General features: G+C 68.9%; 24 protein-coding genes. 2 read left to right on the top strand and 22 right to left on the bottom strand.

Annotated elements, in window-relative coordinates; all coding sequences use genetic code 11:
• Positions 1–24: 24 nt before the first annotated feature.
• The 5 genes from ET475_RS13310 to rsmA form a co-directional block, all read right to left on the bottom strand.
• A complete protein-coding gene (locus ET475_RS13310) occupies positions 25–327 on the bottom strand; it encodes a DUF427 domain-containing protein (protein ID WP_129391165.1) in 303 nt (100 codons plus the stop codon).
• A gap of 73 nt (positions 328–400) precedes the next feature.
• Positions 401–1720: a GNAT family N-acetyltransferase gene (locus ET475_RS13305; RefSeq protein WP_129391162.1), complete on the bottom strand. Its 1320-nt coding sequence runs from the start codon at positions 1718–1720 to the stop codon at positions 401–403.
• An 18-nt stretch (positions 1721–1738) separates the two neighbouring features.
• Positions 1739–2674, bottom strand: a complete 936-nt coding sequence (locus ET475_RS13300) for a 4-(cytidine 5'-diphospho)-2-C-methyl-D-erythritol kinase (RefSeq protein WP_129391159.1) — start codon at positions 2672–2674, stop codon at positions 1739–1741.
• Positions 2671–3738, bottom strand: coding sequence for an aldo/keto reductase (locus ET475_RS13295; protein ID WP_129391155.1), 1068 nt, complete (start codon positions 3736–3738; stop codon positions 2671–2673). The genes ET475_RS13300 and ET475_RS13295 overlap by 4 nt, the downstream gene beginning before the upstream one ends.
• Before the next feature lie 22 nt (positions 3739–3760).
• Positions 3761–4603: a 16S rRNA (adenine(1518)-N(6)/adenine(1519)-N(6))-dimethyltransferase RsmA gene (gene rsmA, locus ET475_RS13290; protein WP_129391152.1), complete on the bottom strand. Its 843-nt coding sequence runs from the start codon at positions 4601–4603 to the stop codon at positions 3761–3763.
• Between the two features lie 72 nt (positions 4604–4675).
• Here rsmA and ET475_RS13285 point away from each other — a divergent pair, with 72 nt between their 5' ends.
• Entirely contained in the window at positions 4676–6124 is a 1449-nt protein-coding gene (locus tag ET475_RS13285) for a sugar porter family MFS transporter (RefSeq protein ID WP_129391149.1), read from the top strand.
• Between the two features lie 7 nt (positions 6125–6131).
• On the opposite strand, the gene ET475_RS13280 is transcribed toward ET475_RS13285, so the two are convergent.
• Positions 6132–7397, bottom strand: coding sequence for an MFS transporter (locus ET475_RS13280; protein WP_165310928.1), 1266 nt, complete (start codon positions 7395–7397; stop codon positions 6132–6134).
• An 86-nt stretch (positions 7398–7483) separates the two neighbouring features.
• Here ET475_RS13280 and ET475_RS13275 point away from each other — a divergent pair, with 86 nt between their 5' ends.
• On the top strand, positions 7484–8683 hold the full coding sequence (locus ET475_RS13275; RefSeq protein WP_165310926.1) for a helix-turn-helix domain-containing protein: 1200 nt from the start codon (positions 7484–7486) through the stop codon (positions 8681–8683).
• A gap of 9 nt (positions 8684–8692) precedes the next feature.
• Here the strand turns inward: ET475_RS13275 and ET475_RS13270 are convergent, their stop codons facing one another.
• From ET475_RS13270 to ET475_RS17895, 16 genes are all read right to left on the bottom strand, one after another.
• Positions 8693–9595, bottom strand: coding sequence for an NUDIX hydrolase (locus ET475_RS13270; RefSeq protein ID WP_129391141.1), 903 nt, complete (start codon positions 9593–9595; stop codon positions 8693–8695).
• Positions 9596–9859: 264 nt separating this feature from the next.
• Positions 9860–11383: a ribosome biogenesis GTPase Der gene (der, locus tag ET475_RS13265; protein ID WP_129391138.1), complete on the bottom strand. Its 1524-nt coding sequence runs from the start codon at positions 11381–11383 to the stop codon at positions 9860–9862.
• Positions 11373–12056, bottom strand: a complete 684-nt coding sequence (gene cmk, locus ET475_RS13260; protein WP_129391135.1) for a (d)CMP kinase — start codon at positions 12054–12056, stop codon at positions 11373–11375. Before cmk ends, der begins: the two co-directional genes overlap by 11 nt.
• Positions 12049–13170: a prephenate dehydrogenase gene (locus tag ET475_RS13255; protein WP_129391132.1), complete on the bottom strand. Its 1122-nt coding sequence runs from the start codon at positions 13168–13170 to the stop codon at positions 12049–12051. Before ET475_RS13255 ends, cmk begins: the two co-directional genes overlap by 8 nt.
• Positions 13167–13946 carry a pseudouridine synthase gene (locus ET475_RS13250; RefSeq protein ID WP_129391129.1) on the bottom strand — a complete coding sequence of 260 codons (780 nt, stop codon included), beginning with the start codon at positions 13944–13946 and terminating at the stop codon, positions 13167–13169. Before ET475_RS13250 ends, ET475_RS13255 begins: the two co-directional genes overlap by 4 nt.
• On the bottom strand, positions 13943–14524 hold the full coding sequence (scpB, locus tag ET475_RS13245; RefSeq protein WP_129391126.1) for an SMC-Scp complex subunit ScpB: 582 nt from the start codon (positions 14522–14524) through the stop codon (positions 13943–13945). Before scpB ends, ET475_RS13250 begins: the two co-directional genes overlap by 4 nt.
• Positions 14514–15353 (bottom strand): segregation and condensation protein A, encoded by an 840-nt coding sequence (locus tag ET475_RS13240; RefSeq protein WP_129391123.1) that lies wholly within the window; start codon positions 15351–15353, stop codon positions 14514–14516. Before ET475_RS13240 ends, scpB begins: the two co-directional genes overlap by 11 nt.
• A complete protein-coding gene (locus ET475_RS13235; RefSeq protein WP_129391120.1) occupies positions 15337–16224 on the bottom strand; it encodes a ParA family protein in 888 nt (295 codons plus the stop codon). The genes ET475_RS13240 and ET475_RS13235 overlap by 17 nt, the downstream gene beginning before the upstream one ends.
• 116 nt (positions 16225–16340) lie before the next feature.
• On the bottom strand, positions 16341–17243 hold the full coding sequence (xerD, locus tag ET475_RS13230) for a site-specific tyrosine recombinase XerD (protein ID WP_129391117.1): 903 nt from the start codon (positions 17241–17243) through the stop codon (positions 16341–16343).
• A 5-nt stretch (positions 17244–17248) separates the two neighbouring features.
• Positions 17249–17893, bottom strand: a complete 645-nt coding sequence (locus ET475_RS13225) for an NUDIX domain-containing protein (protein WP_129391114.1) — start codon at positions 17891–17893, stop codon at positions 17249–17251.
• Entirely contained in the window at positions 17886–19610 is a 1725-nt protein-coding gene (locus ET475_RS13220) for a CTP synthase (RefSeq protein ID WP_129393967.1), read from the bottom strand. Before ET475_RS13220 ends, ET475_RS13225 begins: the two co-directional genes overlap by 8 nt.
• Before the next feature lie 17 nt (positions 19611–19627).
• The gene (locus ET475_RS13215) at positions 19628–22495 is read right to left on the bottom strand and encodes a DUF2207 domain-containing protein (protein WP_129391111.1); all 2868 of its coding nucleotides are present in this window, start codon (positions 22493–22495) and stop codon (positions 19628–19630) included.
• Positions 22492–24183: a DNA repair protein RecN gene (gene recN / locus ET475_RS13210; protein WP_129391108.1), complete on the bottom strand. Its 1692-nt coding sequence runs from the start codon at positions 24181–24183 to the stop codon at positions 22492–22494. The genes ET475_RS13215 and recN overlap by 4 nt, the downstream gene beginning before the upstream one ends.
• On the bottom strand, positions 24180–25109 hold the full coding sequence (locus ET475_RS13205; protein WP_129391105.1) for an NAD kinase: 930 nt from the start codon (positions 25107–25109) through the stop codon (positions 24180–24182). The genes recN and ET475_RS13205 overlap by 4 nt, the downstream gene beginning before the upstream one ends.
• Positions 25106–25906 (bottom strand): TlyA family RNA methyltransferase, encoded by an 801-nt coding sequence (locus ET475_RS13200; protein ID WP_129391102.1) that lies wholly within the window; start codon positions 25904–25906, stop codon positions 25106–25108. Before ET475_RS13200 ends, ET475_RS13205 begins: the two co-directional genes overlap by 4 nt.
• On the bottom strand, positions 25903–26052 hold the full coding sequence (locus ET475_RS17895) for a hypothetical protein (RefSeq protein WP_165310924.1): 150 nt from the start codon (positions 26050–26052) through the stop codon (positions 25903–25905). Before ET475_RS17895 ends, ET475_RS13200 begins: the two co-directional genes overlap by 4 nt.
• Between the last annotated feature and the right edge of the window lie 12 nt (positions 26053–26064).

The raw sequence follows: 26064 nt of genomic DNA, 5'->3' as shown, positions 1-26064 counted from the left end.
CGCTCCGTCGACCGCGCACCGGGCTCAGTCGCCCACCTCGACGTCGGGCGCGAACGCGATGTACCCGGAGAAATCCCGGCCGACCTTCTCGATCGCACCGGGATACGGCGTGGGATACGCCCAGGCGCGATCGGCGAAGACCTCGTCGCCGATCTTTATCGAGTAATACTGACAGACGCCTTTCCACGGGCACGTGTAGGGCGTATCGCTCTCGTGCAAGAGGCGGGAATCCACGCTTTGCGGTGGAAAATACCAATTGCCTTCGATACGGACGAGGTCTGCCTCGTCGGCCGTCGCGATGGTGGTCTCACCGAGTCGTGCTCTCATGGTCGTTCCTCCCATGTCGCCTCGCGCGTGTTCACGAGCGTAGTGCAGACCCCCGACACCGCGGGCCGCTGTGTCAGTACCAGAAGCTCAGTCGCGGGCTGACATGCCATCCGAAAAGCCGGGATGACGCAGCCGCATCGGTGGTGCGGATGCGTCCTGCCGCCGCCAGGGTGGCCGGCGAGACGCCGCCCAGGCACAGCGCCGACAGCTCCGTGGTGCCCAGCGTCATGGTCGGCACCTCGCCGGTGTCCACGCCGTCTGCCTCGACGATTCCCGCGGTGCCGTCGTCGGATGACTCGAGCAACCATCGTCCTTCACTCAGCCCCAGCGGATCGGTGACCTCGAGTACCAACTGCCCCGCTCCGGGGTATCGGCGTGCGCCGAGCACTGCAGGAACGTCGAGGATGCGCACGTAGTGGTGATCGGTGACGCTCATGCGCACCGCACGCTGATCGGCGATCATCCACAGCAGCGGCTCGTCGGTCGACAGCTCGCTGGCGGTGAGCGTGGAGATCAGCGGAAGGGAGAGGAGGAACCGCCACAGTCCCGCGTACGCCTCGTCGTCGGCGGCGAGCAGGTACCGCACGCGCGCCGTCGACTTCGTATAGTCGTCGTGGTTCTCGGTGACGGTGTACAGCGCCAGACCGCGCACCTCGCCGGCAGCGTTCGCGTATTGCACGGCGCGCACCGAACCGGGCTTTTCGGCGTCGGGTTCGGTTCCGGTGAACTGCCCCCACTGTGAGCCGGGCATTGCCAGCTCGCCGGGTCGTGACCGCAGGATGCGCGCGTGCAGCCCCGGCGCGAGGGTGCGGGCCAGTTCTCGGGTGATGTAGTCGACGCGTCCAGAGACCTCGGGGCCGATCCAGCCGGCCCGCCGGGTCTCGATCGTCCACGTCGTCGCGGCGGCGGCCTGCCCGAATCCGTAGCGGCCGTACAAGGTCGATTCGCTCACCGTCAGGGCGGCCAGGGGAATGCCCAGGCGCGAGGCATGGCGAAGCTCGCCCTCCATCATGGCGCGCGCGATGCCGCGACCGGCATGGGTCGGCGACACCGTCACGGAGCTCACGGCCAGCGCGGGAACCACGACGTCGCCGGGTAGGGCGAGTTCTGCAACCCAGGTCTCAAAGGTGCCCACCGGCACGTCGTCCTGCGGCGCGGTCGGGTCGTACACGCCGATCCGACGGTGAGAGGCCGAACGATCGAATGAGGCCGCAAGCTGTTCTTCGGTGCGTTCGGAGTCGAGAAATCCTCGCGCGGTGGCCTGCAGCCACCCGTCGAAGGCCGGCCGCTGGTGCGGCACCAGCCGCAGCTGAAGTCCCCGCGCATCGAGGCGGGCGGCCGAGCCCGCGTCTACGGCGCCGTCGCGTTGACGAGCGACCAGGTCGTCGTCCATTGGTTCTCCTTCGGTCAGTCAGTCAGGCAGCACACGCGCGCCCGGCACCGGGCCGTGCACGTGCAGGGCGTTGTGGCCGGCGGCGCTGAGCGCCACCTGCAGTTCGAGAGCGGCTTGTTCGTTCTCGATGAGAAAAGCGAGCGTGGGGCCCGACCCCGACACCAGGGCGGCCAAGGCGCCTTCTTGCAACCCGAGGTTTATCAGGTCGTCCAGGGTCGGGCGCAGGCGCAGCACCGCGGGGGTGAGATCGTTGTCCGACGCCGAGGCCAGCGCCTGCGCATCGCCCTGGCGCAGCGCCTGCAGCACCATCGGGTACACGGCCGGCCGCGCAGGAGCGCGCGGGACGTAGATTCCCGTCCCCGAGCGGTACTCGTCGAGTTCGGCGTAGACCACCGGGGTCGACATTCCCTCGTCGCTGACCACGAGCACCCATTCGAAGCGACCCCGGGCCAGCGCCGGACTGAGCTGGTCACCGCGACCGGTGCCCACTGCTGTCCCGCCCATCAGCGCGAACGGCACGTCGGCACCCAGCCGCGCGCCCAGCCTCTGCAGCTCGGCGGTACCCAGCCCTGCGCCCCACAGCGCGTCACAGGCGACCAGGGCGGCTGCGGCATCCGCAGACCCTCCGCCCATGCCGCCCGCGACGGGAACAGCCTTGTGCACGTGCAAGTGCACACCGGCGTCGTAACCGATCTCGCTGGCCAGCAGACGTGCGGCGCGCACCGCGAGGTTGTTCTCGTCGAGCGGGACATCCGAGCACTGCACCGTTCCGGTCACCTCGATGGTGAACTCGTCAGACGGCGTCGCCCAGACATCCTCATAGAGTGAAACCGCCTGGTACGCCGAGGCCACCTCGTGGTAGCCGTCGGCGCCGGGCGCACCCACCTGGAAGAACACGTTGATCTTTCCAGGTGCGCGCGCGTGCACGCGCTCGGTGATGTAGGCCTGGGTCACAGCTGCGTCGACTCCGCCCACAGATCGACGTCGATGGCGTCCGAGAGGGCGTCGATCTGCTCGAGCTCTTCGGTGTCGAACGCCGGGCCCGACAGCGCCTGCAGATTCTCGTCGAGTTGCGCCGGGCGCGACGCGCCGATCAGCGCAGAGGCGACCACTGCGTCGCGCAGCACCCACTGCAGGGCGAGCTGGGCGAGGGTCTGGCCGCGTTGCTTGGCGATCAGGTCGAGCCCGCGCAGCGCGGCCAGCGCGCTGTCGGAGAGCCGGCCCCCGGGCAGCGACGAGCGCTGCTGAGCACGCTCAGCCGTGCCGTCGCCGAGGTACTTCGAGGTCAGCAGCCCCTGCGCGAGCGGTGTGAAGGCTATCGCGCCCATGCCCTCCTGCTCCAACACCCCGGTCAGGCCGTCTTCGACCCAGCGATTGAGGATCGAATACGAGGGTTGGTGGATCACCAGCGGTGTGCCCAGGCTGCGCGCGATGGCCTTCGCCTCGATCGTGCGCTCGGCGCTGTACGACGAGATCCCCACATACAGCGCCTTTCCGGCGCGCACGAGGCTGTCGAGGGCGCCGATCGTCTCCTCCAGCGGGGTGAGCGGGTCGAGGCGGTGCGAGTAGAAGATGTCGACGTGGTCGAGTCCCATGCGGGCGAGGGACTGATCGGCACTGGCCAGGATGTATTTGCGGCTACCCAGATCTCCATAGGGGCCGGGCCACATGTCCCATCCGGCCTTCGACGAGATGATCAACTCGTCGCGGTAGGGCGCGAAGTCTTCGCGCATCATGCGGCCGAAGTTCGTCTCGGCCGCCCCGTACGGCGGGCCGTAGTTGTTCGCGAGATCGAAGTGTGTGATGCCGTTGTCGAACGCGTGGCGCAACAGTTCGCGCTGACGATCGAACGGGATGTTGTCGCCGAAGTTCCACCACAGGCCGAGCGAGATCGGCGGGAGGAACAGGCCGGATGCCCCGACCTGACGGTACTCGGTCAGCGCATACCGGTCGGCGGCGGCCGTGTATGGCCGATGGATGTCGCGGACGTCGGGCCGGAAGCGGGGTGCGTCGGTCATGCTCCGAGGCTAGCGCGATCGGTCAGCCGGCGGCGGCGATGCGCGCGAAGTCGTCGATGCTCAGCTGCTCGGCCCGCGCGGTGGGGGCGACGCCCGCCGCCTCCAGCACCGCCGAGGCCGCAGCGGCAGAGCCGCCCAGCACCGTCGCCAGTGATTGGCGCAGCATCTTGCGCCGCTGGCCGAACGCCGCCTCGATGATCTCGAAGGTGCGTCGCCGCTCGGTGTCGCTGCCTCGGGGCACCGCGTCGCGTTCGAACGAGACGAGCACGCTGTCGACGTTGGGTACCGGCCAGAACACCTGTCGCGACACCGTTCCGGCCAGCCGCCACCGGCCGTACCAGGCGGCCTTGGCGCTGGGCACTCCGTACACCTTCGATCCCGGTGCGGCCGCGAGCCGCTCGCCCACCTCGGCCTGCACCATGACCACGCCGCGGGTCAGCCGGGGAAATGTCTCGAGGAAGTGCAGCAGCACGGGCACCGACACGTTGTAGGGCAGGTTGGCCACCAGCACGGTGGGATCGCCCGGCAGCTGGGAAATACGCAGGGCATCGGCATCCACCACCGTCAACGCCGCGTCGGGCACGCCGTGCGCCGCCGCGGTCTCAGGCAGTCGCGCCGCCAGCCGATGGTCGATCTCGACAGCCGTCACCGATGCCCCGGTTTCAAGGATCGCCAGGGTCAACGACCCCAGCCCCGGCCCGACCTCGACCACCCGCTCCCCCGCTTGCACGCCGGCGACCTGCACGATCCGGCGCACCGTGTTGGCGTCGACGACGAAGTTCTGCCCGAGCTTCTTGGTCGGGGTCACATCGAGTTCGGCGGCCAGGGCGCGGATCTGGGCCGCGCCCAGCAAGGTCACGGGCATTCCCTTACTGTACCGGCGCGCCGTTCGGCCACCCCCTGACGCGGCGGCGGCCACGTGGCTAGGGTGGCCGGTATGAGCGCGTCAGACTCCGTTCCCACCGGCGCTTTCACCCTGCGCGGCCCCTACGGCCGTCGGGCGATCGGCCTGTCCATCGCCGCCGCCGTGGGCGGCTTCCTGTTCGGCTTCGATTCGTCGGTGATCAACGGCGCCGTCGACTCCGTGCAGCACGACTTCGGTCTGAACGCCTTCGTGACCGGCTTCGTGGTGGCCATCGCGCTGCTCGGCTGTGCAGTGGGCGCGGTCATCGCCGGAAACCTCGCCGACCGGTGGGGACGATTGAAGGTCATGCTGCTGGGCGCTGTCATGTTCTTCGCGAGCTCGATCGGCGCGGGCCTGTGCGTGAGCGTGTGGGACCTCGGCTTCTGGCGCGTGATCGGGGGCCTGGGCATCGGCATCGCGTCGGTGGTGGCCCCCGCGTACATCTCCGAGATCGCACCGCGGCAGATTCGCGGTTCGCTTGCGTCGCTGCAGCAGCTCGCCATCACGCTCGGCATCTTCGTCGCGTTGCTCTCTGACGCGGTGCTGGCGGGGTCGGCAGGCGGCGCCGATAGCGCGTTGTGGCTTGGCATGGAGGCGTGGCGGTGGATGTTCATCGTCGGCGCCATCCCCGCCGCCGTTTACGGCATCCTGTCGTTCCTGGTGCCCGAATCACCGCGGTTCCTCATTTCGAAGGGGCGCGGCGACGAGGCACGGGAGATCTTTGCGCGGCTCGTGCCAGAGGTAGACCTCGACAAGACGATGAACGAGATCACGACGGCGATCGAGGCCGACCGCAAGAACGCCGGGGTCTCGCTGCGCGGCCCTGCCCTCGGACTGCAGCCGATCGTGTGGATCGGCATCATCCTGTCGGTCTTCCAGCAGTTCGTCGGTATCAACGTGATCTTCTACTACTCGACGACGCTGTGGCATTCGGTGGGATTCACCAACGCCCCGCTGATCAGCGTCATCACATCGGTCACGAACGTGCTGGTGACCATCATCGCCATCGTGCTGGTCGACCGGGTAGGCCGCAAACCGATCCTGCTCAGCGGCTCGGCACTGATGACCGTGTCGTTGGCGGCCATGGCCCTGTCGTTCACGTTCGCCACCACGAACGCCCAGGGAGAGGTCTCTCTCAGTGCTCCGTGGGGCCCCGTCGCCCTGATCGCGGCGAACGTGTTCGTCGTGGGCTTCGGCGCGTCGTGGGGCCCGCTGGTGTGGGTGCTGCTGGGCGAGATCTTCCCCAGTCGCATCCGCGGCAAGGCGCTGGGCGTGGCGGCGGGCGCGCAGTGGATAGCGAACTTCCTCATCACGGTGTCGTTCCCCGCGATGTCGTCGTGGTCGCTGCCGTTCACCTACGGCATGTACGCGCTTTTCGCGCTGCTGTCGTTCGGATTCGTCTTCTGGCGCATCCCCGAGACCAAGGGCATGGAACTGGAGCAGACCGAGACACTGTTCGTGCGCAAAGAGAAGACCGCGTAGCGAGGGCTCAGGTGGTCAGGCGACGGATGCTGGGGGTTGCGCTGAGCGCGGCGGCGATCGCCACGAGCAAGCCGGCGAACGTGACCAAAGCGATTTGACCCGAGGCCGCTTGGATCAGGATGCCGGCGGCCAATGGTGCCAGCGGAATCAGAAGGCCAGACGCTATCTGTGCGGCGGCGCCGAGGCGACCTGCGAGGTCTTCCGGCGCCGATCCGAAGACATGTCCCATGAGCGTGCCGTTCAGCGCCGGAACGAACAGTGTGTTCAGAAAGCACGCCGGCAGCACGAACCAGATGTGCGGGAATGTGAGCGCAATCAACAGCCCACCGGTTGCGATCGCCCACGAGGTGATCGCGATCTGGCGGCCCAGCGAGATGCGCCGGTTCATCGGGCCGACCAGCGTGGCCCCGACGATGGCCCCCAGACCGCTGAACGTTTCGACGAGTCCGATGAGGTACACGGGAGTGCCCGCCGCACGCAACCCGAGCACCAGGCCGACTTGAATGCCGATGAACGGCAGATTCAGCACCGCCGCTGCGAGAAAACACGTACGGATCGCCGGAGTACTCCACAAGTGCTTCAGTCCCGCGCCCGCGTCGCGCAGCAGGCCCCGCAGGTATCCGGTGATCGCTCGGCCTTTCTCCGCCGCTTGCCCGGCGGCGCGATTCGGCCCGAGCGAGGTACCGATCACCGCTATGCAGGCGGCAGCGATCAGAAACCCGGCCGAGTCGGCGGCGATCGCGACGGCAGGCCCGAGCACCAGCAGCGCACCACCGATCGGCGCGCCGAGAAGGCTCGCGGTCGTCTCGCGCGCCTGATCGATCGCTATGGCCTGCGACAGCTGCGCGCGCGGCACGAGGTGGCGCACCGCGCCGTTCTGCGCGGGTTGGAAGAAGGTCATCGCCAGCGCCGAGACACCTGCCGCCGCTACCAGGATGCCGAACGACGATGCGCCGATGTGCAGAACGAACGCGGAGACCGCCCAGACGACGGCAGCGACAAGCGCTGCGACCACGAGTGTGCCCCGGCGTGGCCAGCGATCTGCGAACACCCCGGCGACGAGCCCGAGCAGCAGCGTGATCAGCATGGCCATTGCCGACACGCTCCCGGCAGCGGCCGTTGACCCCGTGAGATCGAGGAGCACGAGCGGCAGCGCGATTGCCGCCGCGCTGGTGCCGAGCGAACTGGCGAGTTGCCCGCCCATGAGCAGGCGGAATCCGCGATTGCCCGAGAGGGGGACGGTCACGGTCTCGGGAGATTCCTCAGCACCCATCTTCAACATGACTCCTTCAGTCGTTGATGTGACTTAGACTGTCATATCATGGAGCAGGCAGGACGAAAACCATCGGAGGGATGCGCATGACGTTCGGGGAACGCCTGCGGACCGCCCGCGTGGACCGGCGGCTCTCGCAGACCGAGATCGGCGGCAACCGCTACTCTGCGAGCTACATCTCGCATCTCGAACGCGATCGGCGACGGCCGACCCCAGAGGTCGTCAGTTTCCTCGCGAATCAGCTGGGCGTTCCGCCCAGTTCTCTGGCTACGCCCCCACGTGACGCGATCACCGCCGCGCGCGTCGAGGTCGCGGTCGGGCAGCTTCGCCTGCAAGACGCTCTCTTGCGCCGCGATTTCGACGCGGTGATCACTGAGACGGACGCGATCGCAGCGGAAGCCTCATTGACCGACGCCAGCGCATGGTGGGCGGCCATGAGATTGCGTGCCGAAGCCTTGATCGTCCGTGGCGACTACGACGCCGGCCTGGCCCTTGTCGAACAACTCCTCGGCAGCGAGATGATCCTCGCCTCGCAGCCATTGCGAGCCAGTGTTCTTGTTCTACACTCCCGCACGCTGAGAGCAACCGGACGGTTGCCGGATGCTCTTGACGCGGCAACCAATGCTGTTGACGCAGCGGAGAGTGCATCTGTCGCCGAAGTCCTCGCGGCTGCGCTGCTCGCCAAGGTCGCGGCGCTCGCAGAACTCGGTCAGCGGGACGAACTCGACAAGGCGGCACAGCAGCTGACTGACGCCAGAGCGTCGGTGCCCGTCGGTCAGTTGAGGGGCGAGATCGCCTGGTCACTCGGCAACGTCCGGTTTTTGCAGGGACGCGCGGAAGAAGGAATCGAAGAACACGACCAGGCTGCTGACCTCCTCGACCCCATGGCTGATCTGCGTGCCTGGGCACGGTTCCACAAGGCATCCGCGGCCATGCGTCTGGGCGCCGGCGTCACAACCGGCGTGGAAGAGATGCTCGAACGCGCTCAGACAGGACTTTCGATCGTGGGCACCGCCCACGACTTCGCCGAACTCGACCTCGTACGCGCCGAGTTCCTCATGATGACCGAACCCGACACGTCGATTCGTCTCATCGACGCCGCCATCGCGACACCTGAGCTGCCCGCGCACACCATTGCGGAGGCACACACTCTCAAGGCTCGCGTGCTCGACGAGCAATCCGGCCCCGACGCGGCACGAGCCGAATGGGCCACCGCAGCCGAACTCTACGAAGAATCGGGTGCCCACGAACGCGCCACGGCGATCTGGCGCCGGCTCGCCCGCTGAGCGCGGCGGTCACTGGGCCAGGAGGTCACGCAGCCAGCGCGTGCCGTGCACCGCGGCGCCGGCCTCGCTGCAGCGGCTCGCGAGCTCGCGGTCGCTGGTGACGACGGCCACGGTGCGACCATCGTCGACGAGACGCCGCGCCTCATCGACGATCGTGTCGTCGCCGGATGCCGGGGCCCGCACGATCCGCACCCGATCGTGGTCGGCCACGGCCTTGGCGTGCCCTTCGACCACGACGCTCGTCTCGGGAAACCAAGTGTTCTCGGGCAATCCCAGGGCCGCAGCACCCACCCCCGCGCTCAGCAATTGTGCAACGTCATCGATCAACCGAGCAGCGGCGCCGGCGCGGTCGCGCCACCAGCCGTCGGGCACCGAGCCGACCACGTTGGCCGCGTCGACCACGATCGCCGGGCGCACCTCGAGCACGGCCCGCAGCTGCGGCCACGCGTCGGCGAAACCCGGATGCAACGGCCGATCGGTGATCTTCTCGGCGGGTACCCACTCCAACGCGACACTCTCGGGGTCGCTGATGACGGGTTCGAAGGGCTCAACCACGTCGGCGATCACGGTCGCATACGTCCACACCTCGAGGTCCAGTACGCTCATCAGCCGCGCGCGTACCGCGCCGTCGGGCACGCCGGCCTCTTCCTGCGCTTCGCGCAGGGCGCCGGCACGCGCCGACTCGCCCTGGTGCCGCGCGCCGCCGGGCAGGGCCCAGGTGTCGCCGTGGTGACTCCACGAGACGCGGTGCTGCAGCAGCACCCCGCGATCGCGGTCATAGGCGAGCAACCCGGCTGCTCCGAAGCGCCCCCAGTACCGCTCCCCCGAATCGGCGATCACCCACGCATCGCCGGGGTCGCGCGGGCCGGACGGACGCCGCGGTTCACCGGGACGGGGGTATTCGATCGTCACCCATCCAGCCTGGCACAGCGGACTGGCCCCGGCCCCCGCGGCCGCATTACACGGAAACGAGCGAGGCGGCTTGATGTCTCAATGCGCGTGCGCATGACGCAAAGTCGTCACAAATGGCCCCTCGCCGGCAGCAGAAGGGGCCATATGCGACGACTCAACGCAGACGACGCAACGCAGCCGACGCAACGCAGCCGACGCAACGCAGCTGACACATGTTGCCGCGCGCCATCGGCACGGCGGGCGCCCGACGAGGCTGCGGCTCGCTCAGCGCTGCCGCTTCTCGCGCACCCGCATGTTGATGACGATCGGCGAACCCTCGAACCCGTAGATCTCGCGCAACCGGCGCTGGATGAAACGCCGGTAGCCGGGGTCGAGGAATCCGGTCGTGAACAGCACGAACGTCGGCGGACGTGTACCCGCCTGCGTGCCGAACAGGATGCGCGGCTGCTTGCCACCGCGCAGCGGGTGCGGGTGCTCGGCGACCAGCTCGGCCAGGAACGCGTTGAACTTGCCGGTGGGGATGCGGGTGTCCCACGAGTCCAGCGCGGTCTCCAGCGCCGGCACGAGCCTGTCGAGATGCCGCCCGGTGCGCGCCGAGATGTTCACCCGCGGCGCCCACGCCACGTGCGCGAGATCTTGTTCGATCTCCCGCTCCAGGTAGCGGCGGCGGTCCTGGCTCTCCATGTCGTCGTCGAACAGGCGGTCCCACTTGTTGTAGGCGAGCACGAGCGCGCGGCCCGACTCCAGCACCATGTCGATGATGCGGATGTCCTGCTCGCTGATCGGCTGCGACACATCCAGCACCACAACGGCCACTTCGGCCTTCTCCAGCGCCGTCGAGGTGCGCAGCGACGCATAGAAGTCGGCGCCCTGCTGCAGGTGCACCCGACGGCGGATGCCGGCGGTGTCGACGAAACGCCACATCTTGCCACCCAGCTCGACGATCTCGTCGACCGGGTCGCGGGTGGTGCCGGCCAGCTCGTTGACGACCACGCGCTCTTCGCCGGCGGCCTTGTTCAGCAGCGACGACTTGCCGACATTGGGCCGGCCGAGGATCGCGACCCGCCGCGGGCCGCCGATCTCTTGCTTGGCCACCGCCGAGACATCGGGCAGCACCTTCACGACCTCGTCGAGCAGGTCGGCCACGCCGCGACCGTGGATGGCCGAGACCGGGTGCGGTTCACCGAGTCCCAGGTTCCACAGCGCGGCTGCCTCGGGCTCTTGCCGCACGTCGTCGATCTTGTTCGCGACGAGAAAGACGGGCCTGCCCGCCTTGCGCAGCAGCCGCACGACGTGCTCGTCGGTCGAGGTGGCGCCCACGCGTGCGTCCACGACGAACAGCACCACGTCGCACAGGTCGATGGCGACCTCGGCCTGTGCGGCCACCGAACGGTCGATGCCCTTCGCGTCGGGCTCCCACCCGCCGGTGTCCACGAGTGTGAACCGGCGATCCAGCCACTCGGCCTTGTAGGTGACGCGGTCGCGGGTGACGCCGGGGGTGTCTTCGACGACGGCTTCGCGGCGCCCGAGAATGCGGTTCACGAGGGCCGACTTGCCCACGTTGGGGCGCCCGACGATCGCCACCACCGGCAGCGCCGGAAGGTACTCGATGCCGTCTTCGCCGAGAACCGAGCCGGCCAGCAGCGCGGCGTCTTCGTCTTCGAGCTCATAGTCGTCCAGCGACGCGCGCAGCGCCTCGGCACGCTGCTCGGCGAGCGTCTCGTCGATATCGGCAAGCCGCTCGGCCAGGTGATCCTGACCGGGTTCGTACTCGTCTTCAGCGCCCATGGGCGGTCTCCAGTTTCTCGTGTACGACGCCCAGAACGGCATCGACGGTCTGCGCGAAGTCAAGGTCGGTCGAATCGACCACCTCGACGCCGGGCGCAGCGTTCAAAAAGTCGACGACGGTCGCATCCGACGCGTCGCGCTTGTGCAGGGCGGCAGCCACGGCTGCGGCATCCTGATCGGTCAACTCGGCCGAGCGGCGCGCGGCGCGCACTTCGGGGTCCGCGGTCAGCAGAATGCGCACCGGCGCGTCGGGCGCGACCACGGTGGTGATGTCACGCCCCTCGATGATGACCCCGGGGCGGGTGGATGCCGCCGCCAGCGTGCGGAACAACTCGTTCACCTGCGCCCGCACCTCGGGGATGCGCGCGACCGCACTCACCGCCGACGACACGCGCGGCTCGCGGATGGCGGCGGTGACGTCGGTCTCGCCGACGCGCACCCAGTAGTCGTCGGGGTCGAGCGAGATGGCGTAGGGGAACGCGGATGCCGCGGCGCGCACCGCTGCGTCGTCGGCGGTGTCGGCCCCCTGCGCGAGCACGTGCCAGGCCAGTGCCCGGTAGGCGGCCCCGGTGTCGAGGTAGCCGAAGCCGAGGGCTCGTGCGGCCTGCTTCGAGACGCTGGACTTGCCCGAGCCGGCCGGGCCGTCGATGGCGATGATGGCGATGTCAGTCATTGGTGGTGCTCGCAATCCTCCAGCCGCGCGCGGTCAGGCCGTCTTCCGCGCGCCGCACGGCGCCCGGGTCGACACTGATCTCGGCAAGGCCGAACTGGGCGCCGGGCGAGTGCTCCAGGCGCAGGTCTTCCACGTTCACGTCGAGTTCGCCGAGCTCGCCGAACAGGCGCCCCAGCTGGCCGGGGGTGTCATCGACCATGACGACCAGCTGCGCGAACCGCCGGTTCTGGCCGTGCTTTCCCGGCAGCAGCTCGACGCCCTCGTTGCCGCGGCGGATGGTGTCGGCGACAGTGCGGCGCGCCCCGGGCGCATCGGGGTGGCGCAGCGCGGCGGCGACCTCGCCCAGATCGGCGGCGAGCGCGTCGAGCACCTCGACGACGGGCGCGGCGTTCGAGCCGAGAATCTGCACCCACAGTTCGGGGGCGGATGCCGCGATGCGGGTGGTGTCGCGCACGCCTTGTCCGGCCAGGCGCAGCGAGCCCTCCGGTGCGCCGGCGAATCGGCCGGCCAGAAGGCTGGCCACCAGCTGCGGCACGTGCGAGACAAGTGCGACAGAACGGTCGTGCTCGACGGGGTCCATCTCTAGCGGCATCGCGCCCACGTCAAGGGCGAGCCCTTCGACGACGGCGAGGTCGGCCGGGCTGGTCTGGTCGTCGCGGCAGACGACCCAGGGGCGCCCGATGAAGATGTCGGCGCGCGCCGAGATGGCCCCACCGCGCTCGCGGCCGGCCAGCGGGTGCGAGCCGATGTAGTGAGTGAGGTCGACACCGCGCTCGCGCAGGGCGCGCAGCGGCTCGAGCTTGACACTGGCGACATCGGTGACGACGGCCTCGGGAAAGGCCGCCAGCTCTCGCGCGACGACATCGGCGGTGACATCCGGGGGCACCGCCACCACGATAAGACGCGGGCGGTCGTCATCGCGCGCGACGCGGCCGGCGCCGTAGTCGACCGCCAGGCGCAATTGCCCGGGCGAGGTGTCGGCGAGTGCGACATCGACACCCAGTGCCGACAACGCGTGGCCGATGCTCGATCCGAGCAGTCCCGCACCCACGATCCGCACCGTTCCCGAGGTGCGGGCAGCACCCCGCGCAGGCACGGTGGTGGTCGCTCTCATGGGGTCTCCCGGTCATCTCCCGGCGGTGTCGGCTCCCCCGGCTCACGGCGCGCGAGGGTCAGCAGCGCGCCGCGTTCCACTGTAGTCAATTCACGGGCCTTCCCCGCCGGGAGTGTTCCCAGGTGAAGCGGGCCGAACTGCCGCCGCACAAGCTCTTCGACCGGATGCCCCACCTCGGCCAGCATCCGCCGCACGATGCGGTTGCGGCCCGAGTGCAGCGTCAGTTCGACCAGGCTCGTTGCCGCGGAGCGATCGAGCAGACGCGCCTTGTCGGCGGCGATCGGCCCGTCTTCCAGCTCGACACCTCGGGTGAGCCGCGAGATGGTGCGGGCGGTGACGGTGCCGCGCACCCGCGCCACGTACACTTTCGTGACCCCGAAGGAGGGATGGGCCAGCACATGCGCGAGCTCGCCGTCGTTGGTGAGCACGAGCAGACCGCTGGTCTCGGCGTCCAGCCGGCCGACGTTGTACAGGCGCTCGGGCCACTCGCGCGTGAACTGTCGCAGATCGGGTCGTCCGCGATCGTCGTGCATCGAGCTGACCACCCCCGTGGGCTTGTTCAGCACGACATAGCGCTTCGACTGATCGAACTGGATGGCCACACCGTCGACATCGACGAGGTCGTGTTCGGGGTCGATGCGCGAACCGAGCTGGTCGGCGACGACCCCGTTCACCCGTACCCGCCCCTGCACGATCAGGTCTTCGGCCACACGGCGCGAGGCCACTCCCGCGTTCGCCAGCGCCTTCTGCAGGCGCACGCCTTCGGTGTCGGTCATCGGATCCCCCGTTCATCGAGGCCGTCCAGGCCCACCGTGTCGACATCGTCCAGGAGCGGCGAGATCGGCGGCAGTTCGTCGAGCGAGTTGATGCCGAGGTTCACCAGCAGCGCGTCGGTCGTGCCGTACAGAATCGCCCCGGTCTCGGGGTCGCTGCCGACCTCGGTGACCAACCCTCGAGCCAACAGGGTCCGCACCACGGAGTCGACGTTGACCGCGCGCACCGAGGCGACCTGGCCGCGCGAGACCGGCTGCTTGTACGCGATCACCGCGAGCGTCTCCAGCGCAGCCTGCGACAGCCGCGACGGGGCCTGGGTGTTCACGAACTCGCTGACCAGATCGTCGTAGTCCTCGCGCACGTACAGCCGCCAGCCACCGCCCACCTCGCGCAGTTCGAATCCGCGCTGCGGTCCACCGGTCTCGCCGTCGTAGTCGGCGACCAGTCCCTCAATGGCCTGACGCACCGCCGGCACCGGTTCACCGACGGCGGTGGCCAGGGCCACGAGACTCTGCGGCTCCTCAACGATGAGCAGAATCGCCTCGAGCTTGCGGGCGACGCTGTGCGTGCTATCGGTCATAGTCGGCTCCCAAGGCGGCGAGGTTCTCTTCGGACCAACGCTCGGCGGTCCAGGTCAGGGTCAGATCGCCCAGCGGCTCGACCTGCTCGAACGACAGCGCGGCATGCCGGTACAGCTCCAACACCGACAGAAAACGCGCGATCACGACACCGCGCTGTGTCACCCCGGTGACCAGATCGCGGAACGTGAGGCTTCCCGCCGAACGCAGCATGGTGACCACCACCGCCGCCTGCTCGCGGATGCTCACCAGCGGCGCGTGCAGGTGATCCAAGCCCACGGTGGGGATCTCCTTCGGCGCGAACGCCAGCAGGGCGAGCGCCGCGAAGTCGTCGGCCGAGAGCGTCCAGACGAGCTCGGGCGCCGCGGTGCGATACTTCTCGTCGAGCCGCACCGCGCGGGCATGCCGTCGGTCTTCGCGCACGAGGCAGCGCGCGAACCACGCCGAAACCTCTTTGAAGGCCCGGTACTGCAGCAGCCTCGCGAAAAGCAGATCGCGCGCCTCGAGCAGCGCGACCGATTCGGCGTCGACGAACTCGCCCTGCGGCAGAAGGCCGGCGACCTTCATGTCGAGCAGGGTCGCTGCCACCACGAGGAATTCGGATGCCTCGTCGAGCTCATCATCGGCCTGCAGTTCGCGCAGGTAGGCGATGAACTCGCCGGTCACCTTCGAAAGAGCCACCTCGGTGATGTCGAGTTCGTGGGTGCCCAGCAGGTTCAGCAGCAGGTCGAACGGACCGTCGAAGACGCCCAGCGAGACCCGAAAGCCGGTTTCGGCGCGCTCCTCCTCGTTCTCCGGCGACGGCGCTGTGTTCTCAGGCGACGGCGCCACGCGCGACCAGCTCCCGCGCGAGCCGCAGGTAGGCCTGTGCGGCCGCGTGTTCGGGGGCGAACTCGGTGATGGGCATCCCCGACACCGACGCGTCGGGGAACTTCACCGTGCGCCCGATGACCGTCTCGAGCACGTCGTCGCCGAAGGCCTCGACGACACGCTCGAGCACCTCACGCGAATGCAGCGTGCGCGGGTCGTACATCGTCGCGAGCACACCGTCGAGGGTGATCGAAGGGTTCAGCCGGTCGCGCACCTTGTCGATCGTCTCGATGAGCAGGGCGACCCCGCGCAGAGCGAAGAACTCGCACTCCAGAGGGATGACCACACCGTGGCTGGCCGTCAGCGCGTTCACCGTGAGCAGGCCGAGCGACGGCTGGCAGTCGATGAGGATGACGTCATACTCCTTCGCGACCCCGCGCAGCGCGCGCGCCAACGTCATCTCACGGGCCACCTCATTGACCAGGTGCACCTCGGCGGCCGACAGGTCGATGTTGGCGGGAATGACGTCGAGGTTCTCCACCCGGGTCGGCACGACCACCTCGTGCGGGTCGCGCTTGGCGTCCAACAGCAGATCGTAGATCGTGGGGATCTCGTGGGTAGCGATGCCCAGACCTGCCGACAGGGCCCCCTGCGGGTCGAAGTCGACGGCGAGCACCTTGCGTCCGTAGCCGGCCAGCGCCGCCGCGAGATTGATGGTGGTGGTCGTCTTGCCGACGCCGCCCTTCTGATTGCACAGCGCGATGATGCGTGCCGGACCATGGCCCGTGAGGGTGGGTGGGGTCGGGAAGCCGTGGTACGGACGACCCGTCGGACCGATCGGCGTGTCGCCGGAGGCCTTCGACTTCTGCGTCTTGCTCGCCGTACCCGCCACCGTTCTCCTGACCTTCGTCTTCTCCTCCGGTCGATTCTAGCGATGACCGCCTGTGGACATGGCGCGCGGCGAGGGGATGTCGCAGACCGGCCGTCTGCGGCATCCCGGATATCCGCTCATCGCGCCCGCGGATGCGAGCTCGCGTACACATCGCGCAGGGCGTCGACGCTCACGTGCGTGTAGATCTGCGTGGTGGCCACCGAGGCGTGTCCGAGGAGCTCTTGCACGACCCGCACGTCGGCCCCGCCCTGCAGCAGGTGCGTCGCGAACGAGTGCCGCAGGGTGTGCGGAGACACGTGCGCGGTCAGCTGGGCGCTCTGAGCCGCCGCCTGGATCACCAGCCACACACTCTGCCGCGACAGCGGACCGCCCCGCGCCCCCAGGAACAGCCGCGGACTGGCGTGCCCCCGACGGGACAGTTCGGGCCGCACGCGGGTGAGGTAGGCATCCAGCGCTTCACGCGCATACTGCCCGATCGGCACTATGCGTTCCTTCGCCCCCTTGCCTCGCACCCGCAGCACATCGCCGTGGGTGACGTCGTCGACATCGAGCTGCACCACCTCTGAGACGCGCGCGCCGGTCGCATACAGCAGCTCGAGCAGCGCCCGGTCGCGCAGGCCCAACGGCTCATCGGGCGCGGGGGCGGCCAGCAGCCGCTCCACCTGGTCGATGGTGAGAGCCTTGGGCAACCGCTGCGGCAGCTTCGGCGGGCGCAGCCGACCGGTGGGATCGTCTGCCTCGATCTGTTCGCGCTGCAGATATCGGTGCAGGCCGCGCACCGATGACTGCAGACGCGCGAGACTGGATGCCGCGGGCCGTGGCACCGCGCGGGAACGTTCGGCGATGAACTCGGCCACAAGGTCAGGTGTCACCTGCCCGCTGTCACCCGCCCCGTGCGCCGCCATCCACTGCAGATACCCGGCCAGATCGCGCCGGTACGCGGCGACGGTGTGCTCGCTGAGCCCGCGCTCGACCGTGACATGCCGCAGGAAGGCGTTCACCGCACGGTCGAGCTGCACGGTGCTCAGCCCTCGGCGACGCCGGCTCCCACCGGCTGAGACCGCCGCGGCCACGGCGAGTCGCCGGGGGCGAGCGTCGACCAGCCGTCCGCCCGCGAGGCGTGGGCGGCAAGCGTCCCCACCACCAGCGACGGGTTCTGCACGCGCCGCTGAAGAACCGCGGTCATGACCTCGTCGAGCGGCACCCAGCGCACCTCGATGTCGGCTTCTTCGGCTTCGCGGTCGAACGCCTGCGCGCTCGGACTCAGCTCACGCGCGAGATAGATGCGAATCGCCTCGTCGCTGCCGCCCGGCGTCGTGTAGAACTCGGCGAGCACATCCCAGCGCGCCGCGATAAGGTCTGCCTCTTCGGCGAGTTCGCGCTGCGCCGCGGCCAGCGCATCTTCGCCGGTCACATCCAGCAGCCCCGCCGGGATCTCCCACTCGCGCACCCGCACCGGATGCCGGTACTGCTTGATCAGCAGCATCCGGTCGTCCTCATCCAGGGCGAGGATCGCCACGGCGCCGGTGTGATCCATGTACTCGCGCACGATCGTCTGGTCGTTGTAGGTGAACTCATCACGACGGACGTTCCAGACCCGCCCCGCATACACGGTGTCGCTGCGCGTGACCTCGACCTCGGCCGGTTCGTCGTGCAACGGCTCAGTCATCGTCGCCTTCGTCGTCGAAAAGCTCGCTGGCACGGTGGCGCACGAGCGCGGCCGCGACCAGCCCGCGGAACAGCGGGTGCGGATCGGTCGGCCGCGAGCGCAGCTCGGGGTGCGCCTGCGTCGCGATGTAATACGGGTGCACCTCGCGCGGCAGCTCCACGTATTCGACGAGATTGCGGTCGGGCGAGAGTCCAGAAAACACCAGGCCGGCGTCGGTGAGGCGGTCACGGTACGCGTTGTTGACCTCGTAGCGGTGGCGGTGCCGCTCTGAGACGCGCGCCGAGCCGTACAGCTCGGCGGCCAGCGACCCGTCGGCCAGATCGGCCGGGTACAGCCCCAGTCGCATGGTGCCGCCCAACTCGCCTGCCGCGAGAATGTCGACCTGCTCGGCCATGGTGGCGATCACCGGGTCGGCGGTGTCGGGGTCGAACTCGCTCGACGACGCCTGCGCGATGCCGGCGACGTCACGGGCATACTCGATGACCATGCACTGCAGCCCCAGACACAGTCCGAGGGTCGGAATGCCCTGCTCGCGTGCGAAGCGCAGCGCGCCCAGTTTGCCCTCGATACCGCGGATGCCGAACCCACCGGGAACGACGATGCCGTCCAGGTCAGCCAGTGCATTCTGCGCGCCCTCGGGTGTCTCGCACTCATCCGACGGAATCCATCGGATGTTCACGTGCGTCTCCTGCGCGAAGCCACCGGCGCGCAGCGCCTCGGTGACCGACAGGTAGGCGTCGGGCAGGTCGATGTATTTTCCAACCAGCCCGATCGTCACCTCGTGCTTGGGGTTGTGCACCGCACTGAGCACCTTCTGCCAGCGCGACCAGTCGACCTCGGCGGCCTTGGTCAGGCCGAGGGCGCGCACGATGTAGTCATCGAGGTTCTGCTCGTGCAGCATCGAAGGGATGTCGTAGATGCTGGGCACGTCCACCGCGTTGACCACCGCGCGCTCGTCGACGTCGCACATCAGCGCGATCTTGCGCTTGTTCGCATCTGTGACCGGCCGGTCGCTGCGCAGCACCAGGGCGTCGGGCTGAATACCGATCGAGCGCAGGGCTGCGACCGAGTGCTGGGTCGGCTTGGTCTTCTGCTCGCCCGAGGCGCCCATGTAGGGCAGCAGCGACACGTGCACGAAGAACACGTTGTCGCGGCCGAGCTCATGGCGGATCTGCCGCGCCGACTCGATGAACGGCTGCGACTCGATGTCGCCGATGGTGCCACCGACCTCGGTGATGATGACGTCGGGCTTCGGATCGGCATCGGCCTGCAATCGCATGCGACGCTTGATCTCGTCGGTGATGTGCGGAATGACCTGCACGGTGTCGCCCAGGTACTCTCCGGCCCGCTCGCGGGCTATCACGCGAGAATAGATCTGACCGGTGGTCACGTTGGCGGCCTGGTTCAGGTTCACGTCGAGAAAGCGCTCGTAGTGGCCGATGTCGAGATCGGTCTCGGCGCCGTCGTCGGTGACGAAGACCTCACCGTGCTGGAACGGGTTCATCGTGCCGGGGTCGACGTTCAGATACGGGTCGAGCTTCTGCATGACCACCCGCAGGCCGCGCGCGGTCAGCAGATTGCCGAGGCTCGCCGCCGTCAGCCCCTTCCCCAAAGAGGAGACGACACCGCCGGTCACGAAGATGTGCTTGGTGGTGTCGTCGTCTGTCGCCGTGGTGTCGGCCGGAGGTCGAGAACTGCCTGAGCCTGAACTATGCATCACGGGCTTCGATTCTATCAGCGCGAACCTGGGTGCGCGGTGCGTGCGGGTTTCTTCCGCGACCGTGTCGCGATGATCGCCCAGATCGTCGCGACAAGACTCAGCACCGCCGCGCCGGCCGGGATCAAGAACGCGGGTTCTCCGCCCTCGAGATCCAGCGTCGCCCAGACGAAAAGGATGATGGCCGCCAGCGTGCCACCGGGAGCCAGCCACCGTGCGGCATCCCGAACGATGGGCGAGCGTTTGCCGCCACGCCGCGGCCAGATGGCCACCACGGCTGCGACCAGGGCGAGCATCCCGAACAGCACCGGCAGGGCGACCGGAACAGCCCGCACGACAGCGTCGGCGATGAAGGGCGCGCGCGCTCCCGCCGCGAACGTGCCCGCGGCGAACTGGAACTGTGCGCCCAGTGGGTCGTCGGCCGACGAGAACGAGCCGTCATCGGTGTCGATGTACGGCCAGAGGTCATACTCGTCGGGCGTGAACTCCTCGTGATAATGGATGCCGCCGGTCGCGGTGGTCGCGTCACCGAAGTCGCGCACGCCGGGGTCGGGCCAGCCCTGCCCGCCCAGCCATCCCGTCTCGCCGATCTCGACCTTGACCAGGTCGGCGGGCACCGTCAGCCCGACGGTGACGCGCTCGGGCGCCACGTCGACGCCTCGCCAGGCGCTGCTCCACCCCGGGTTCAACGCGGTCCAGCGCAGCTGCTGCCGCCACGTGCCGTCTTGCCAGACCTGCGCGACCGGGTCGTCGATGGTGTAGGTGATGACCACGTGGTGGTCCCCCGGCCACTCGTCGGGCATCTTCGTCTGCAGCAGAGCCTGATCTTGCGCACGGGTCAGTGTGAATGGCACCGGCGCGTCGTCGACGGTGACCGACGTGACAGTCAGGCCCATGCGGTGGCCGTCGACCACGTCGTGCCACTGCCGCAGCACCTGCGGCACGTCACGGTGCCCGTCGGTGACGGTGCCGGTGAGGTCCTCCTGAACCTCCAGGTTCACCCGTCCGCCGGTCGCGGTGGTCAGCGTCGCCTCCGACGAGAAGTCGGTGACGAAGAAGCCGTAGCTTCCGGGCAGTTCGTCCTGGTAGATGATGTCGTCGTCGGGCAGCCGCGTGCTCGCCGGCACCCAGATGGCCACGGCGATGGCTGCCATCACGGCCAGCACTCCGACCGTGCGCACCGCCAGGCGACCGGTGGTGACGAAATCGGGGTCGAACGCCGCCTCCTTGGCTTTCAGCCCCTCCCGTGCGATGAGTTCGCGCACCAGCCGACCGGCGCGACGCGCCGGCGCGAACAGAACCGTGAACGGCAGCAGCGGGTCGCGCAGAGTGGTGCGCTCGTCCGCGCTGGTCTGCCGCACGTACAGCCGCATGCCCAGCAGCTGTTCCTTCACCAGTGCACCGGTGCGGGTCAGCGGACGTGCGCTGAGGGTGATCGTGAGGATCGCGACGGCGAGGATCGTCGTGACGGCGACGATAGCCACCGGCCACCAGTACACCGACAGCGGCAGCTGGTACGACAGCTGGCGCACGAGGCCCCATTGCAGCACGGTCCACGCCAGTGCAGCCCCGATAAACGAGTCACGCACGAATCCGCGTGGCACGCGCCGGTACCGGCGACGGAACTGCTCACGCCATGCCGACGCCTGCAGATAATGCGTCCCGGCCAACAGCAGATTCCCCAGACGACCGGTGCGATTGGCCGAGCGGATGAGCGCGCGACGGGTCGCCGGGCTCGGCGAAGACCTGTAGGTGTGCAGGGCATCCACCAGCGGCGAGACGAGCACCGCGCGCCACAGTCGCGCCGACAGCGGGGCCGACACTCCATCGGGGGGCTCCTCGCGGTACACGTACCACGCCCGTCCTCGCGCGTCGCCCCAGGCGACGGCGCGTGCGGCGAGGGAGAAAAGCAGGGTGACCGCCAGCAGCAGCAACGGCAGGAACGGCCCGATCAGCTGCACCCAGTACAGGAACGGGGGTGCGGGCATCGTGAAGGTTCCCGCTTGGAACGGCATGCGGAACCAGAACGTCGTGTAGGGCGGCATGTTCTGGTCGTTGGCAACCCGGTAGGTGACCGCATCGGCGGTTTCGCTGTCGGGATGAAGCTGCGACGAGTCGCCCGCCAGCAGCCATTCGATTCCCCCGCGCGGTTGCCGCGAGTAGTCGTCGACGAGATCGCGCGGAACCGTGACCGTCAACTGCGACGCGGCGACACCGTGCGGAAACTCAGGACCGAACACGTTCCATTCGAGAAGATCCTCCTGCCGCCCGGTCGACTCGTTCACGGCGGGATAGGCCAGGTCGCGCAGCGTGTACCGCAGCACCACGTCATGGTCGCCGCGCAGCCGAGAGCCGCCGTCGATGCCGAACGTGGTGCGTGTGGCCGCGGCATCCGTGGTCACTGTCGCGGTCGCCCCGTCGAGGGTCGCCGACACGAGCGTCGGGTGCAGGTCATGCGACTCGTACTCGGAGGGGATGACCCGTGTCAGCCCCGACTCATCGACGTCGTCGGGAAAGAAAGCGGTGATGCGCTCGGTGACGTCGACTCTCAGTGTGCCGTCGGCATCGCGGGCCAGCGTGTACTCGGCGTTGAACGACCGCGCTATCCAGGTGTCGACGGCGTGCCGGGCCGAGCCCATGATGTCGTCGAAGCCGAGCGGCTTGTTGAGCACCGGCCCGAACAGCAGCAGTGCTCCGATACCGATGATGAGGGCCCATCCGAACCCCATCGTCCAGCGCATGTTCGTCGATCCGTGCGAGCGGACCCACCCCTCCACGCGCAGCAGGACCTTCGAGAGCCATCGGTAGAGCGGGGTGGGACGCCGCCGCTCGATGCGGATGGCGTCGGGTGGGGCCTGCCCGGGTTTACCGGCGTCGTCGCTCACGACGGCGCGCCAGCCGTCGCCAGCAGTTCCCGGGCGTGTGTGAGGGCGGCATCCGAATCGGCGAGCCCCGACAGCAGGCGGGCCATCTCTGCCTCGCGGTCCTCACCGACCAGCCGCCGCACGCTCGACGCCGTCACGGTTCCGTCGCTGGCCTTGACCACGGTGAGGTGGTTGCCGGCGAACGCTGCCACCTGGGCCAAATGGGTCACGGCGATGACCTGGGCCGACTCGGCCAGACGTGCCAGGCGGCGACCCACTTCGATCGCCGCGGCCCCGCCGATCCCGGCGTCCACTTCGTCGAAGACGAAAGTAGGCACGGGGTCGGTGCCGGCGATGACCACTTCGATCGCGAGCATGACGCGGCTGAGCTCCCCGCCCGATGCCCCGCGGGCCACCGGACGCAGCTGCGCACCGGGGTGCGGCGCGAGCAGAATGGCGACCTCGTCACGCCCGTACACCGAGCCGGGTGCCGGTTCCACCGTCACCTGCAGGTGGGCGTCGGGCATGGCGAGGGCCTGCAGCTCGGCGGTGACCGCGGCGCCGAGTCGCGCGGCTGCATCCACGCGCGCGGCGGTGAGTGCGGCGGCCGCGTCGTCGAGGGCGGATGCCTCGCTCTCGCGTTGAGCAGAAAGCCGGTCGATGCGCTCGGAATCGTCATCGAGCTCGACAAGGCGCGCCGAGCCCGTCTGCAGCAGATCGATAGCCGTGGCCAGATCTCCGTGCCGGCGCACCAGGGCGGTCAGCTGCGCACGGCGCTCCTCCACCGCCGCCAGCTCCTGCGGACCGGATTCGTCGAGGTCTGCCAGATACCCCGAGAGGCCGGTGGCCAGGTCGGCGGCGCGGTATGCGATGTCTGCGGCCTGGTCGACGAACTCCTCAAGTGCCGGATCGGCGGCGCGCTCGAGCTGTCGTCGCACCTCGCCGATCAACGAACTGACGTCGGGGCGGTCATCGTCGGCCGACAGCGCGGCATGAGCGGTGGCCGCTATCACGCGCAGTTCTTCCATGTTGGCCAACCGCTCGGCGCGCACCGCCAGCTGCTCGTCCTCGCCCGGCTGCGGATCGGTCTGCTCGATCTCGGCGATCAGGGCACGAAGGTCGTCGGCCTCGCGCGCGCGGGCGTCGCGCTGGGCGATGAGATCGGTCAGCTCGCGGTCGATGGCCTGCCATGACGTGAATCGCTTTCGATACGCCGTCAGCGCCTCGGCGACCGGATCACCGCCGAACCGGTCGAGCGCGTCGCGCTGGGCACTGGCCGATCGCAGCCTGAGTTGATCGGATTGACCGTGCATCACGACCAGGTCGTCGGCCAGCTCAGCCAGCACTGCCGCAGGGGCGTTGCGGCCGCCGACGGTGGCGCGGCTGCGCCCCTCGGTGGTCAGCGTGCGCCCGAGGTAGAGCTCTGCGCGTCCGTCTCCGGTCGGCTCGAGGTCACCGCCGGCCTCACGCGCACGGTCGGCCACCGCGCCGGTCTCGGGCACGAGCCAGACCCCGTCGACGGCTGCCTGGGCAGCCCCGGCACGCACCGCACCGGAGTCTGCGCGGCGGCCGAGCAGCAGACTCAGGCCGGTGACCACCATGGTCTTTCCCGCCCCGGTCTCGCCGGTGATCGCGGTGAAGCCGGGTCCGAGGGGCAGGGTCGCCTCGGCGATCACGCCGAGGTCGTGCAGGTGGATCTGTTCGATCACGCCGACGCTCCGCTCGTCGCGGAGCCGCGCCATCCTTCCACGGGCAGCCGGAACTTGCGCACGAGGCGGTCGGTGAAAGCGGCCGGGTGCAGTCGCGCCAGTCGCACGGGGTCGAGTGAGCGGCGCACAATCACCCGTGCTCCCGGCGGCAGGTCGTGCGAGCGTCGGCCGTCGCACCACAGCACGCCGACCCCGTTGGTGCGTTCGAGTACTTCAATGGCGACGGATGCCTCGGGCCCGACGACGAGCGGCTTGGCGAACAGTGCGTGCGCCGACAGCGGCACCACGGCGATCGCCTCGACGGTCGGCCAGATGACAGGGCCACCGGCCGAGAAGTTGTAGGCGGTCGACCCGGTCGGTGTGGAGACGACCATGCCATCGCATCCGAAGGTCGACAACGGCCGTCCGTCGATCTCGACCACGACCTCCAGCATCCGTTCCCGGCTCGCTTTCTCGACAGTCGCCTCGTTCAGCGCCCACGTCGAGTAGATCACCTGGCCTGCGGCATCTTTGACCCGTACCGACAACGCCATGCGCTCCTCGACCCGGTAGTCGCGCGAGATCACCCGACGTACCGCGTCGTCCATGTCGTCGCGCTCGATCTCGGCGAGAAAGCCGACGTGTCCCATATTGATGCCCAGGATCGGGGCGGTGCCCCCGCGCACCAGCTCGGCGGCACGCAGAATCGTGCCGTCACCACCCAGCACGATGGCCAATTCGATGTCGTGGACCGTGACATCGGTGCCCAGGGCCGCCGTGGCGGCGAACTCGCTGCGGCTCACCGCCAGTTCTTCGCGGTCGTCGGCGGCCAGCACCGGCTGTGCTCCCGCGTCGTGCAGAGAGCGGATCACCCGGGTGGCCGCCTCGACGGTGTCGTCGCGCAAGGCGTGCGCGACGACGAGGATACTGCGCTGCTCGTCGGTCATGAGCCCCCTGCCAATTCGTTCACGGTGCCCATCCATTGTGACGGATCGTCACCCGATGCCGGGCGCAGGTGCACCACGTACTCACGGTTGCCGTGGGTGCCCGTCAGCGGAGAGGCGATGAGTCCGCACGTGCCCAGGCCTTCGTCCCATGCCGCCCAGAGCACCTCGGCCACGGCATCCGCGCGCAGTACCGGGGCGGTCACCACACCGCCCTTGACCCCGGTGCGACCGACCTCGAACTGTGGCTTGATCAACAGCACCAGGTCGGCGTCGGGTGCCGCGACGCTGCGTGCCGAAGCGAGCACGTGGCGCAGCGAGATGAACGACAGGTCGCCGGTGATCACGCGTGGGGTCTCGACGATGCCGCTCGCTCCGGCGAGCGATGCGGCCGTCATGTGCCGCACGTTGAACCCCTCGACCACGATGACGTCGGGATCGGCCGCGATCTCGGGGGCGAGCTGGTTGTGTCCGACATCGACGGCTATCACCGGGGCGGCGCCGCGCTCACGCAGCACCTGCGTGAACCCGCCGGTGGAGGCCCCCATGTCGAGCGCGAGACGACCGGCCACCTCGATCCCGAAGGCGTCCAGGCCGGCGATGAGCTTGTGCGCGGCGCGGCTCACATAGTGGTCGGCGCTGACGATCTCGATGCGGGCGTTGTCGCTGACCGGTGCGGAGCCTTTGCGGGCAGGCCGTCCGTCGAGAGTGACAGCGCCCTGCGCGATGAGGGCGTGCGCGTGAGTGCGCGACCGCGCGAGTCCCCGTGCGGCGATCGCCTGATCGAGGCGCTGTGTCATGCGGCCGGAGGCGTCGCCGGGCCGGCGTCGAGCTCGCGGGCGAGGGCGTCATGCAGCTGCGCGTAGGCGTCGGCACGTTCAGCGAGGGGCTGTTCCTCGATCACCCGCAGCCTGCTGATCAGCTCGTCGCGCTCGTCCTGCTCCATGTCCCCATGCTA

This window comes from Microbacterium protaetiae (genome assembly GCF_004135285.1).
Lineage (GTDB): Bacteria > Actinomycetota > Actinomycetes > Actinomycetales > Microbacteriaceae > Microbacterium > Microbacterium protaetiae.
Note: the sequence above shows the minus strand (reverse complement) of the source record. Positions and strands in the feature narration are given on the sequence as shown.

Coding starts and splice junctions, on each gene's coding strand:
- ET475_RS13310 (WP_129391165.1), bottom strand. CDS start 327: ATGAGAGCACGACTCGGTGAGACCACCATCGCGACGGCCGACGAGGCA.
- ET475_RS13305 (WP_129391162.1), bottom strand. CDS start 1,720: ATGGACGACGACCTGGTCGCTCGTCAACGCGACGGCGCCGTAGACGCG.
- ET475_RS13295 (WP_129391155.1), bottom strand. CDS start 3,738: ATGACCGACGCACCCCGCTTCCGGCCCGACGTCCGCGACATCCATCGG.
- rsmA (WP_129391152.1), bottom strand. CDS start 4,603: ATGCCCGTGACCTTGCTGGGCGCGGCCCAGATCCGCGCCCTGGCCGCC.
- ET475_RS13285 (WP_129391149.1), top strand. CDS start 4,676: ATGAGCGCGTCAGACTCCGTTCCCACCGGCGCTTTCACCCTGCGCGGC.
- ET475_RS13280 (WP_165310928.1), bottom strand. CDS start 7,397: ATGGGTGCTGAGGAATCTCCCGAGACCGTGACCGTCCCCCTCTCGGGC.
- ET475_RS13275 (WP_165310926.1), top strand. CDS start 7,484: ATGACGTTCGGGGAACGCCTGCGGACCGCCCGCGTGGACCGGCGGCTC.
- der (WP_129391138.1), bottom strand. CDS start 11,383: ATGGGCGCTGAAGACGAGTACGAACCCGGTCAGGATCACCTGGCCGAG.
- cmk (WP_129391135.1), bottom strand. CDS start 12,056: ATGACTGACATCGCCATCATCGCCATCGACGGCCCGGCCGGCTCGGGC.
- ET475_RS13255 (WP_129391132.1), bottom strand. CDS start 13,170: ATGAGAGCGACCACCACCGTGCCTGCGCGGGGTGCTGCCCGCACCTCG.
- ET475_RS13250 (WP_129391129.1), bottom strand. CDS start 13,946: ATGACCGACACCGAAGGCGTGCGCCTGCAGAAGGCGCTGGCGAACGCG.
- scpB (WP_129391126.1), bottom strand. CDS start 14,524: ATGACCGATAGCACGCACAGCGTCGCCCGCAAGCTCGAGGCGATTCTG.
- ET475_RS13225 (WP_129391114.1), bottom strand. CDS start 17,893: ATGACTGAGCCGTTGCACGACGAACCGGCCGAGGTCGAGGTCACGCGC.
- ET475_RS13220 (WP_129393967.1), bottom strand. CDS start 19,610: ATGCATAGTTCAGGCTCAGGCAGTTCTCGACCTCCGGCCGACACCACG.
- ET475_RS13205 (WP_129391105.1), bottom strand. CDS start 25,109: ATGACCGACGAGCAGCGCAGTATCCTCGTCGTCGCGCACGCCTTGCGC.
- ET475_RS13200 (WP_129391102.1), bottom strand. CDS start 25,906: ATGACACAGCGCCTCGATCAGGCGATCGCCGCACGGGGACTCGCGCGG.
- ET475_RS17895 (WP_165310924.1), bottom strand. CDS start 26,052: ATGGAGCAGGACGAGCGCGACGAGCTGATCAGCAGGCTGCGGGTGATC.